Consider the following 13,337-nt stretch of genomic DNA (forward strand, 5'->3'; position numbering starts at 1 on the left):
TGCTGTCGCGCTCTTAAAGCGGTTTGCAGAGAGTTGCCCCCTTGCGAGTATGCTCTGGGTAAGGCCTTTTTAAGTTGTTATTGTACCCTGGGTGATATTCGTTTGACCACTGATTTGATATTTTGGATGCCAACATAGTTTTCATTTACCCCTTTTTTTAAAAAAAACACAAAAAACAGGCGTGATGACTCACACCTGTTTCCCGTTTATCCTACCTGCCGCTCACAGTTTCGAATAATCAATCATGTTTCCGGGTCTTTTTGATGGCCGCTGCTGCAAGCAGTACCCCAAGGAGCAGACCCAGCATGGTTGCCCAGTTATTAGCGATGAACTCACCAGTTTTCGGCAAGACGCCGCTAGTGCCTGAACCGCCACTTGTTCCTGAACCACTTGACATGGCCGGGTAGCTGCCACTTGAAGTACCGTCGCTGTCATCCGTCGGTGCGGCTGGTAAGGCCGGAATTTCTTCGTCGTCAGACATGCTTGGGTAATCTTCCTCGTCAGTCACGGTGTCTAAGCGGTTGTAGTACATAACAACGGCTGCGTTTGGCTGATCTGTTTGCGCGATACCAACGGCATCCGGTCCATCCGTTTCCGCTGCACCGCCGATAGTCGTGGTCGTCACGTAGCCATCAGCGCTGTAATCTGCTTCAGAAATTTGGTAGTGTGTGCCATTTGGTACGTTCAAGTTGATTGTTTGCCCGTGTGACAGGCTGACCGTTGCCATCCCAGAGCTATCAAAGTTAAGCGTATCCACAGGGTGTGCACCCCAGGCATCTTTCTTGAAGTAGCCCACAGGTCCGGTTACAGGCAAGCCTGTTGCGTTGTCGGTCAACTGAATCGTGAAGTCAAAGGCCATTTCAGTGTCGGCACCTTCGCCCAACACATTCTTGGTCAGTGACAGCGATGCAGTTTCCGGTTCAGCGGCCCGGTTATTGGTAAACAGCACTTGACGCGTGGTGGTGTTGCCAATGGTCATCAGGTCGGTGTCAGTTCCAGCAATGATATCGCCCGTATCCACCTTGTTGGTTGTGGTAAAGTCAGCAATCGGCGTTTCAGAAACCTTCATCTGAGTGCCAGTAGGGATGTTGTTGATGGTTAAACGCTGTCCAGCATGGAGTTTAACGGTAGCGACACCGTTATTGAACTCGATAGACACCGTACTGGTTTTGCCATCAACTTCTAGAGTTGCGTCCCATTTGCCGTTGATTGAGGTGTCTACTTCAGTTGCGGCACGGCCAGCAGCTTCAGTCCCTGAGTCGGTATCAGTATCGGTTCCTGTGTTGTTGTCTGGATCAGTTGATGTGTCACCCGTGGCTTCCTTGTATGCCGTGATCATAAATTCGTAGTCACGGTTTTGGTCAGCCTCGGTGTAAGCGCCGGAGAGTTTCTTTTCTACGGAAATCCCACCGGTTTCAGGTGCTGGCATTGTGTTGATAAATTTAACGGCTTGTAACGTACCGTTAGTAACGATTTCATTCGTATCAGCACTCATGCCATCCTGAGTCTTACCGCTATTCAACTGGTACTGAGTAATCATCCCATCTTCTTTAGGATCCTGTTCTGTCACGTTATAGGTGCCAATTGGCAGCCCATCAATTGTGATGTACTGATTATCCTTAAGTGTAATGGTCGTTACCCATTCTTCGTCGTCATTTTGTTTGAATTCAATGTTTTCTCGCCCACCAGTTGCTTGACCATTCTCGTATTTTTGAAGACTGTATGTCCCCTTCAACGCTAACTTATCAAGCCCCTTGATTTCGAATTCAAACGTTTCAGTGTTCATGTTACCAATAACTTGCTTTTCAACCTTCAGACTACCCACATCGTATTTTGAATTTACGAACGTGACTTGCATTGTGTGAGTATCTTCTGGCGTAGTCACTTCACGAACCATACCATCTTGAGAATCGTCACCATTAACTTGGGAACTAACTTTGTATCTGCCTGGGTCTTTTTCGTCATCCAACTCAGTAACAGTCAGTTTAGTGCCAACGGGGAGGCCAAGAATCGTTTCTTTTTGACCAGCCTTAAGCGTCATAGTTGCCTGTCCTTCTTCATTGAATTTAACTTTATCTCCGCTGGCAGTTTCAAAAGTCTTACCTGCTAACGCTTCGTTACCCTCACTATCAATCAAAAACTTGAATTCTTCTTTATTGTTGTCATCGTTTATAACGACCTTTTCAAGGGTGAATTCAGTTTGATTGTTCGTAAACGTTGCTTGGGTCGTATGGTTCGCTTTAACAATTTCCTCAGTGGTCGTACCAATATCCCTGCCACTATCTGCATCATAACTTGTTACGATGCCGTCCTGGCCAGTTTCAGTAATTTGGTATTGACCAAGCGGTAACCCATCAATCTTCAATGTTTGACCTGGTTTTAAATCATAGGTCATTTCACCATCAACGAAATGAACCGTTACCTTCCGATTTTCGACCGTAGCTGCAAAGTCTTCAGTCAGTTCTTCGTTGTCATTCAAAGCGTTAACTGTGAAGGTGAATTCTGCATCTTTCAATTGATTGGTATCCGTTTTCTTAGTAATTTCAAGGCTACCTTCAGGGTCACGTACATTTTGGTATTGAACAATCTGTTCCTCTTCATCACCAATTGTCACCGTCGGCCCTTCACTATCCTGTTTTGTGTAGGTACCAGAGTTGCCAATTCGATATTGAGCAAGGAACTTATCTTGTTTACCAGTTTCCGTTACGTTAATTGGAACTCCCTCTGGTAGTCCCTTGAAACGAGCCATTCCACCATTTTTCAACACAAATTTGTATTCATATTGATCATCATTTTTTGTGAAGGAGAATGTCTTATTCGGTAAGCCTTCTACTTCAAACGTCCCGTCTTCAACTAAATGACCTTTATCGGTTACCGTCAGAGTGAATTCAAATTCTTTGTCAGCATCGCCTGCCTGCATGTTTAAGACATCCTTACTAACAATTAAATCGCCTTCTAACGGTCGGTTAGTAAATTCAACTGATGACGTCAGATCCTTTTCTACAGCTATTGGCTCAGCAACAGTCCCAGCATCCGAACTGTGTCTGCCGCCCCCGGATGTCGTCATCCAGCTTGTAGTAATGCCATCTTCTACCTGTTCACTCACTTCGTATTTTCCGAATGGTACCCCATCAATGGTTACGTACTGACCAGGCTTTAGGTTGAATTCTGCATTTCCGACGCCATCAAAACTAATCGTAATGTCCTTAGAATTGGACTCTGTTACTAGTTTTGCGTCCAGTTCTCGGTTAATTACTGCACCGAATGAGTCAATTTTGAACGTAAATGACTTGTTAGTATCAAGATTCCCAGCAGCCTTTTTGGCCACTTCAAGTTTTCCAGTTGATGACCTGTTTTCATAGAAGGCAGTTTTCAGATCACCATTATTTTTGAGCCTCATATCATTCGTAACAGTGTCATCTTTCCAAGAATCATTGTCTACTTTGTTTCGAGTCTCCATATCGGCATCAATTGTTGTTTCTTCAACTTTGTAATTACCTAGTGGCAACCCGATAATCACTGCATACTGATTATCTGCGAGAGTTAAACTCGAAACCCAATTGTCGTCTTCTTGAACGAATGAAATTTTATCGCTTGAAACTAAATGATTGCCAGCCTCATAAATGTTAACAACGTATTCGCCTTCAGGGTGTAATCCGTTTTGTGCCGTCACCTTGAAGTCGAAGCTATCAACATTCAATCTGCCAATAACCGTCTTTTTAATTTGAAGGTTACCCGCTGGTTCAGTCGCGTTTAAGAACGTTACCTTCATGTCTTGGTCTTCAACGACCGTCACATCTCGTGAATAACCAGTTTGTGGATCTTGTGTTTTACCATCAATTTCCACTGTTGAACTGGTCTCATAACCACCTTCTTTATTTTCAGTGACGTTAATCTCAGAACCATCTGCCAATCCAGTAATTGTAGCTCTTTGTCTGTGTCGTAACTTAACGGTTTGTGTACCATCGTTTTCAAATACAAATGGCTTAGCGTTTTCTTCGTCACTGTATTTGATTGTGGCCTTAAGATTTGCAAGCTTTTTCCCACCATCAAGTTTAAACTCAAACTCTTTCTCATTGTCTACAGTTTCCTCGCTACTAACAATCTTTTCTAATTCAAGACTGGTTGTAGTTGGCTTGTTAGTGAACGTTGCGGTAGCGTCACTCTTATCAGAAACTGTAATATTATCTGTAACTGCATTTTCACCAGCTTCTGCCGTCACAGTCGGTGTTTGACCTGTTTGATCTACAACTGTCCAGCTAGCCCGGATTCCTTCAACGCCTTCTTCTGTCACTTTATATTTACCAAGCGGCAATCCACTAAACTCGACTGTTTCACCAGCTTTCAGCTCAGTTTCATACTTTCCATCAACAAAAGTAATTCCATCAGAAGAGGAATCGCCTGATGCATTAGTGAACTTCTTTGTAGCATTCCCGTTGAACTTGCTATCTTCTGATTCAATCGTGAAATTAAATACTTGATTGGTATTTAACCCATTTTCGCCATTCTTTTTCACCTTTAAGCTACCCGTTGGGTTTGCAATGTTATTGAAATAAATGGCAATGGTATTCTTGCTGAGTGCAAATGGTTCTGTCTTTTTCCCTTTAAATCCGCTGTCTGGATTATCAACATAAATTTCAGTGTAATAATCATCCGAATGGCTTGTTTCCTCAACTTCAAAGATCCACTTCTCTTGATCACCATTAGGATCACTAGGCACGTACATTGGTAAATCCATAATTGTTACAGTGTCGCCACTTCCAATTTTTAATGTAGCGACACCATTTACAAATTCAACCTTTTCATTTGAATTTGTTTTATATTCGCCATTAAGCCGATCATCCGTGACCAGATTACCATCATTATCTTCTTGATCAGTTACTGCGCGAATAACAAATTCGAACTGTTGAGCCGGTAGTCCTTCAGTTAGCTTTTTAATCTGTAAATTGGTTTTTTCTACATTCCAATTCTTAATTACTTGGCTCCCTTTTGGCTTCCCATTCTCATCAAAAAAAGTATCTCGGTTGAATTCATACGCTTCCATGTCGGTTTTATTATCCGATCCAGCTTGTGTTTCTACTACTCGATAATCAAATGCTGGATCTAATCTTTCAAAATGGATAAACCCATTTTTATTAGATACTACTTCTGAATAATTAGGAACATCTTCCCAATCTCCGCCATTCCAACTTCTTTGTAATTTAAACTTCGCGCCTTCAAATGGATTATTTTCATCACTACCATTTAATTTTTCAAACACTGCTGGAAATGTTTCTTCAACATACTCACCCGAAATTTGTGCAGTATTAGAATTGACATCTTTGTATCCTTTGGCGTCTATCTCAATTTTATTGCCAACTGGCTCCGTAACACCCGGGCCAATTACTGTTTCATATTCAATTATGATTGGTTGGTTTAATTCTTTCATCGTTATGGTAAACCCATTTATACTCTCTCGTGAAAGCTCATAATCTTCCGGATCAACTGGGTTACCAGTAACAACTTTATTCATTTTAAACCCGTTCATTTGAGAATCCCAAATTGTCTCGACTTCTGCATAATATAATTTAATAGAGAACACATTAAGCTGTTGAGAACCCGTTAAAGTGTCTGTAATTGTAACATTTTCAAGATTTTGGCCTTGTGCGTTCAAAACGGCTTGCCAAGAAACGTCATTACCATCTCTTTCTAAAACCTTTTTTGAACCATAAAGTTCGGCCTTGTTAAACCCATTATTTGCCCAAACAGTTTCTTCAAAGTCGTTGTAACTAACTGTCGCAGTATTATAAAACTTGTAATCATCAGTTGTTGAATTTTCACCTAATTGCCAGGCGTCTAAATCAATTTCCGTCTTAAAGACAAGGGCTAATCGCTCATATGTGTTTTCCCCGATGAAGTTAATTTTAATTTCTTTTTCTCCATCAGTATTAACTGAGCCAAACTCAATTTCATAGTCTTCATCTTGGGTTAAGACATCACCAAGGGTCCAACTTTTACCATCTCCGCTAATTTCATAGATTTCGTAGTTGTCAAATTTCTTTGGTAATGAAAGATATTCAATCCCTTCATTACCATATTCGTCAACATTCACGATATCTGAAATCGAAACAGAATTTACGTCACCTGGATTACTTCCAAATACAGATTGCCAACGTGTTCCAAATCCCACAGTCCATTCAACAAAACTATCGCCTTCAGGTGTATCTGCCATTTCCAGACTACCCTGCTTGTATGCATTATTGGCGATTGATTGTGGAATTGTAACTTTTTTATTGTCAAAGTCACTATTTTCTTGACCACTATATGACAATAAGCCACTCATCCTATTATCAAATGAGTAATCGTATTTTTGAACATTTTCCCAACTAATTACCGTATCAAACTCAATTGTGATCTCATTTTCATAATTAGTTCTATCAAGTTCAAATCTTAAAGCAGAGTATTTACCTTGTTTATCATTAAAATCATATCCCGAATCTGATATAACTGCATCGGAATATCCTTTTTCATAACCACTCTCGGTTACCTGCTGACCATTAATCCTAACATTACTAACATCAGAAGAATTTATCCCCTCTGGTAAAACATCAACCACGGTTATTTTGTCAAAAGGTAATTCGTGTTTATTAATTGTGAGTGTCCAACTAATAATTGCACTATTATCTTCGGTTTTCTGATACTCATATTTTCCAGTTTTTTCGGCTATAATGCGCTCGTTGACTCCTGCCCCGGCTGACGTGCCGGCTCCCTTGGTATTAACACCAACATTATTTGTAACCTCTCCTACAATTCCACTGGTAGGAACGGTAGTGTAGTTGGCTTTCAAATCACTCTTTTCAAGTAATGTGAGTAATTCCAAGAGAATATTGTCGTTGCCTTTTTTAACAGTTATCTCTAACTGTCCATCTTCATTAATAACGTAATCAAACCCATTGGTGACATCTTGATCGTTAATAGTCAGCTTTAAGTCTAGTTCATCTATGCCCTTCTCTGGATCATATTGGAACTCGTGGCCTTTGCTTAAAGTATCTGTTATTTCAAGATTTGCCAGCATATCTTCCGTATAAGAGGACAAATCAGTTGTAAATTCCCAATTATATTTACCATTGGTGAACTTTTTATAAGATTTTTCAGTATCTCCTAAAGAAACACTTGCCTTAGCAACATCTGTGGTAATTTCATCTAAAACTGCTGACGCCTCATTTTTGAAATGGTTTCCACTAGAATATTTTGATTTAAAAGTAAACGTTAAGGTTCCGTCTACATCGAAACTATTAGATCCACCATCCCCCGCAATTTTCAATTTAATACCATCTTCAGAAAATGCAGTAAATGAATCGGATACGTCTTGGGATTCATCTGAATTCTTGTTAGGTGCGTATGTCACGCTAACGTCAACTTCTCCTTCATTAAATTTGTGAAAATTATCCTTATCGGAGGGAATTTCGTCATCAATTGTAATCGTACTTGAATGAACCTTATCCGCCTGTAATTGAATTTTCCATTCAATTTCATTGTCTCCAGCGAAATAACCATTCTTTGTAATTAACCCAACTTGTTTGTCAGGAATCATTGTCAAAATTTCTTGGAAATTATACTCAAAGACCAATTCTTTATTCGGATCAACCTTTTGAGTTAATACCATTTTATATTTTGAACCACCGCTTAATCCCTTATCTGTAAACTCAATTCGAATAGTCTACGTTTCATCGTCAACTTTTTCTACCGTAAAAGTAGCGACATCTTCTCCACTTTCATTTTTAATTTCCCCTGAATCAGGTGCTATGCTGCTAAACCCTTTAACTTGAAACTCATAAGAATCGCCATCTTGGATACTTTCCTTTTCTCCAAGCTTTGTCCAAAGGTCTGACATTGTCCATTGGTATGTCACTATCAAATCCTGATTCTCAAAATCTGATGCATTGAACACTTCGCCATCTGTCACTACTGTATCTTTACCGGCAGCATTAACTGTAATGCTGCTGAAGAAGCTATCTGGTTTGTTATCACCAGCTACATCTCTTAAAGCTTTGGCGATATCACCATTGACAACACGGTCGGATGCTCTTGAATCTTTTTCATTTCCCTGAATAGAGCTTCTGCGGAGAACTTTAGCAGTTTCTTCGTTTTCTTTTTGCTCATCAGCGGCCTGATTCTCCTTTTCCTGCTCAGCTTCCGCCTCAGCCTTAGCCTTCTCTTCGGCCTCCAGTTTCTCCTTCTCAGCGAGCTTAGCCGCAGCTTCTTCCTTAGCCTTCTTTTCTTCAGCAGCTTTCTGTTCAGCGGCTTCTTTTTCTTCAGCTTCCTTAGCGGCCGCCTCATCTTCCTCGGCCTTCTTAGTGGCAGCATCCGCCTTTTCCTGCGCAGTTTGCGCTTGATCATCGGCTTCCTGTTGCGCTTCTTGCGCCTTTTGAGCCTCAACCTGCTTCAAATAGTTATCCAATTGCAGTGTCAGATTTGTAGGCAAATCGTTGTCGGTAATTGCTTCGGAGATGGCATCGTCGTCCGCGTCTTCCGCCAACACGATCATCTGCTGCGTATAGGATGTGGCGTCATCCACGGCCACCGGCAGGTCGGTCAGTGTCATCGGGTTGCCGATTTTCACTGGGACTTCCAGTTTGAACGTGGCTGAATTATTAACACCACTCCATTTCAAACGCAGGTTGCGCTTCTTACTCAAATACAGGCTCGCCTTGGCGTCTGGAATACTGGATTCCGCGCTGACCTTATCCTTTAACACCTTCATTTGATTTTCCGGGATAAACACATTTGTGCTCCCGGCGGCTTTGTCACCGTCTTTATTGTTAATGGTCATTTCAAAAACAAGGTTCTGCTTTGAACCGGCCTTGACCCGTTCAACCGCGTTGCCTTCTTTATCCATGACTTTGGACGAGTGGATCTCGAATTGCCCGACGTTATCCGCCAGAGCAAGGACGCTTTGGTAGCACGTTCCAAAAACTAACGTAAACACCGAAACGACTTGGATCAGTACCTTTTTCACCATCGCAAATTTCCCCTTTTTCGGTTGTCGACAGCGGTGACCAGTGGTGCCTATGACTAAAAGATCACCGCCGTATTGGCATTGGGTTAGCCGCGGTTGACCCAAACAACCGCGGTTAACGAACTCGAATTCAATTGGTTTCTGCGCCGAAGCATCTTCCTTTCTGTGCGTGGATAAGGTATTGCCTATGTCTTACATTCACAATAACAAATAGTTTTGACCAAAATTTAACCAAAGTTTGTCCTTTTTATGAACACGATTTCGGCACTGTGTTGTTTTAATGAAGGAAAACGACCATGACGCATTTCAGCCATGGTCTTTTTTTTGTTAAATTTCTCGTTATCGCGACTTTAGTTATCGGTTGACACCCTGCGAAACTTCACACTTTCTTCATGGTTTGCGCAAAGTATAGAGACATTTACGTGCGATACTTAAACTATGAAATAATGCAAAATTGCACTCAGGAGGTGGGCGTTTGATTTCAGTCCGCACATTAAGTAAACGACGGCTGTTGGGGACAGTCATTATTGGCGTTATCGCTATTGCCTTTGGCACATCATTACTCACGCGCGAATCCACGTTGCAATCCGAAAAACTGCTGCCGCATGGCAAGGCGCTCATGACCAACCATGTTCGGGTTCGGTTTGTCACCGGCGCTGGCCGACTCGTCAGCACATACTATTGGTCGACAGCCCACGCCGACGGTAAGGGCACGGATGTGACTGATATTTTCAACAGTGACATCATTGAATCCGGCAGTGGCATGAATAATCACATTCCGAAAAATTATAGTTTTGATCAAACAAACGTGAAGAATATCAAATCGCTGCACAACATCAAGTTAGGTGAAACTGTCAGCCTGGTGGTCGTCAAAAAGGCCGCCAATACCTCACAGTCGTTGTGGCAGCGCATCGTTAACTGGTTTAACTGATAGCACCGTAAAAGACCCGCAAATTCATTTGAATTTGCGGGTCTTTGTCGCCTAGTCGCACTGATTGCTAATCACTAAACACTATCTGTTTCATCACATCAGTCAAATTTTCGTTTCAGCCAAACGCCGATACCGGTCAACAGGCTTAGTAAGAGCACACCCAATGCCGTAAAGACATGAGACTGCGTTTCACTGGTTTGCGGTAGTTTTAGTTGCGGCAATTTGGTCTGTGCCTTCTTTACTGGTTGAGTTTGTGGCTGAACGATTTGTTTCGTCTGTGGCTGTGTTACCTGCTGAGACTGGGGAATCGTTTCGGTCTTAGGTCCCTGACCAGTCGAAATTGTGAAACCCGTATCCTCTGGGGGCGTCACTGGAAGCTCCGGTTGCGGTGCTGGCGTCATCGGTTCTTCGGGCGCTGGCGGATCAACCGGAGTGACTGGTTGTTCAGGCGTTGGCGGATTATCTGGTGTCGTCGGCGTCAGTGGCGTTACTGGCGTTACCGGCGTTTCAGGAGTCCCCGGATTTCCTGGTGTGCCCGGATCAATCGGCGTCACAGGTCTCCCTGGGTCATCTGGCTTTTCCGGACCGCCTGGGTCAACTGGATCTACCGGCTTCTCCGGGCCGCCCGGATCAACTGGATCTACCGGCTTCTCGGGGCCACCTGGGTCAACTGGATCTACCGGCTTCTCCGGACCGCCTGGATCAACTGGGTCTACCGGCTTCTCGGGGCCACCTGGGTTAACCGGCGTTCCTGGGTCGCCAGGTTCTTTCGGGATTTGAAAATCCCACCGGTGTGTTTGCGCATTGACGATGACTTGCCGGCCAATCAGGTTACCATCGGTGCTAGCGTTGACGTTGAGAATCACGTTGCCATCTACGGCTAAGAGGCTGCCATACAACTTAGCGGTCGTTCTAACCGTGTACGGCGAGACACCCCGGTTCATATCAGTGTGCCTGAAATTCCAAAGCAGATGATTATCGAAAAAGTTGGTGCTTGATTGAAAATCGGTCCGGGTGTTTTCGGTATCGCCCAACCACAAGATTACTTGCGTTGCAACCGTGTAGTTATTAACCGTGCCGGCGTCAACATTAAAAACAAAGCTCACGTCTGCCAAATTGGGATCAGTCAGATAGTAATCGAAGTTTTTCAGAATCAATTGCGTTGACTGTGTCATCACATCCGGTGCCAAATTGATGACGATTTGGTGGTCATCGTTCACTTGATCTGCGTACTCTTTCATATCGATGATCCGCCGGTTATTATCAGCAAAGTCCCTGTTTGAAATGGTGACGATACCCTGTTGCGCCAATTTGGTGGAGAGTGCCTGCAATTGGGCAAAGGCAGCATCAAAATCAATGTAGACTTGACCATTCGTATCCTTACTAATATCGGTTGTCTTCAAATGATCAACATTAATGACAGGCCCATTTGTACTTCGCAACCCTACTTGGCTGCCAGGAATCACCGTAACGTTTTTACCGACAAACAGCATGTTCTGCCGACTGGGATTCACCGCAAATGCGCTCTGCAAACCCTTAGCATTGGCGTTAAAATCCTGAATGTAGCTGTAATCATACGTCAGTAAATCGCCAAGCCGCGTATTAAAATTGGCATTGCCTGACAACTCGGCCGTTGCAACGTTACCCTCGGTATGCGCATTGAGCGTGGCATCCAGACTAAACACGTGGAACAATGATGCGACACCAAGCGGATTGGCCTGGATGTAGTCGCTCACCGAGCCGGACCAGCCATAGTACCTTGCCAGCCAGTCTTTCAGTAACGGATCATTTTCAATCTGCCCAATCGATTGTGTGGCGGCGGTCGTAACGGGTTCATCAGCCGCCCGAACTGCAGGGATTGCCACTTGACTGGCTGCCGTCTGCGGTTGCGCAACGGTACCCGAATTAGCACTTGTTGGATTCTCGCTGTTTGTCGCAGACTGGCTCACTGTGGCAGCTGGTGTCGTCGATTGTGCCGGTTGGGTAACCGAAGCCGCGCCGAATCGTGCAGCAGAACTTGGCTGGCCGGTAACGGGCACGGGTGATGTAGTTGATGGCGTGGCTGTCGCATGATCAGTAGGATCAACTGTTTGCTCAGTAAGTGTAGGCGCCGACTGGTTTTGCACCGTTGCCGTTTGCTGAGTGGCACCCGTTGTCGTTGCAGCGGCAGCCTGACTTTCACTGGCCGGTGTTGTCTGACTCTGACTGGTTGCTGTAGTGGCCCTTGTCTGAGGTTGGCCAGCACTTGTACCATCGCTAACATTTTCCGACAAATCACCCTGACTAGCGGTGGTCGCTGTCGCAGCCACAGTCTGATCAGTGCCAGTACGCAAGGTGCTTTGGCCTGCTAGTGTGGCACTGCCAGTCTGAACCGCCACTTGATCAGCTTGCTGCCCGCTCTCATCCGCCCGGCCAACGCTTGGTTGTAACAACAAAACATTGGTGGCAATACCAGCCACTAACCAAATTTTACCTGATTTGTACATTTTATAGTGAATCTTCGTTATCTTTCTGGGGTCGCTCGTCATGAGCACTCCCTCCTTCTAGGCTATGAACTGACAATCAGTCTCGAATAATACGGAGGGTACCATGCAAAAAAAGTCGTTTCGGAACAAGAAGAAGTAATCTGTGAATTTTCACAAACTTCATACGTGTGTTTACTAAATATTATCATAAGAAATTAATAATATTTCTTACGCTAACATTAAACTGCCAAATGACTAAAAACGCCAGTATAACGACTCGATTTTTAATGGACGTTGTGTCAGAACGCTATCATAGCTGGCTTAAAAGCACTATAATTTCAAAAAATAGTTTAATCCACAAAAAAAAGAATCTACCGTCACACGTAGATTCTTCAAATACATTTATTATCATCATTAGTTATTCGCTATATAAAAGATTGTTCAACACTCGCAGTGTCAGATCTTTGTGAATTTTCGATAGTCTGAACCATGCTTTTTGGCCTCCGTGTCTAAATGTGCTCCAGAAGGCAGGGGGCTACTGCACAAGGCACTTCGGTCAGAAAAGTCAGGCCCGGACTTTTCTTTATTTGCCATTGTGGTGCTGGCTTCGCGCTTTTAGGCCACCGTGTCTAAACGTGCTCCAGAAGGCAGGGGGGCTACTGCACAAGGCACTTTGGTCAGAAAAGTCAGGCCCGGACTTTTCTCTATTTGATTTTGTGGTGCCGGCTTCGCGCTTTTGGCCTCCGTGTCTAAACGTGCTCCAGAAGGCAGGGGGCTACTGCACAAGGCACTTCGGTCAGAAAAGTCAGGCCCGGACTTTTCTGTATTTGATCTTGTGGTGCCGGCTTCGCGCTTTTGGCCTCCGTGTCTAAACGTGCTCCAGAAGGCTGGACCGTGCCCCCATACTTGGACGAATTGCTACGCTGCTTTTCGAACCACTTCT

4 protein-coding genes are annotated in these 13,337 nt (G+C 43.8%); 1 reads left to right on the top strand and 3 read right to left on the bottom strand.

Going from position 1 to position 13,337, the window contains the following annotated elements; genetic code table 11:
- Nucleotides 1-238: 238 nt before the first annotated feature.
- A complete protein-coding gene (locus tag FC82_RS04675; RefSeq protein WP_056996342.1) occupies nucleotides 239-7,645 on the bottom strand; it encodes a DUF7601 domain-containing protein in 7,407 nt (2,468 codons plus the stop codon).
- Nucleotides 7,646-7,699: 54 nt separating this feature from the next.
- Nucleotides 7,700-9,001 carry an adhesive domain-containing protein gene (locus FC82_RS04680; RefSeq protein ID WP_054762227.1) on the bottom strand — a complete coding sequence of 434 codons (1,302 nt, stop codon included), beginning with the start codon at nucleotides 8,999-9,001 and terminating at the stop codon, nucleotides 7,700-7,702.
- 472 nt (nucleotides 9,002-9,473) lie between these two features.
- Between FC82_RS04680 and FC82_RS04685 the strand changes: the two genes are divergently transcribed.
- Nucleotides 9,474-9,929 (top strand): hypothetical protein, encoded by a 456-nt coding sequence (locus tag FC82_RS04685; protein ID WP_054762225.1) that lies wholly within the window; start codon nucleotides 9,474-9,476, stop codon nucleotides 9,927-9,929.
- Nucleotides 9,930-10,027: 98 nt separating this feature from the next.
- Here FC82_RS04685 and FC82_RS04690 read toward each other — a convergent pair whose 3' ends face one another.
- Nucleotides 10,028-12,457 (bottom strand): collagen-binding domain-containing protein, encoded by a 2,430-nt coding sequence (locus tag FC82_RS04690; RefSeq protein ID WP_056996343.1) that lies wholly within the window; start codon nucleotides 12,455-12,457, stop codon nucleotides 10,028-10,030.
- Nucleotides 12,458-13,337: the final 880 nt, after the last annotated feature.

The organism is Secundilactobacillus collinoides DSM 20515 = JCM 1123 (assembly GCF_001435975.1).
In the GTDB taxonomy this organism is placed as follows: domain Bacteria; phylum Bacillota; class Bacilli; order Lactobacillales; family Lactobacillaceae; genus Secundilactobacillus; species Secundilactobacillus collinoides.

What these genes read in the sequence shown, in the direction of transcription:
- FC82_RS04675 (WP_056996342.1), bottom strand. Translation starts at nt 7,645, where the DNA reads ATGGTATTAACTCAAAAGGTTGATCCGAATAAAGAATTGGTCTTTGAG.
- FC82_RS04690 (WP_056996343.1), bottom strand. Translation starts at nt 12,457, where the DNA reads ATGACGAGCGACCCCAGAAAGATAACGAAGATTCACTATAAAATGTAC.
- FC82_RS04680 (WP_054762227.1), bottom strand. Translation starts at nt 9,001, where the DNA reads ATGGTGAAAAAGGTACTGATCCAAGTCGTTTCGGTGTTTACGTTAGTT.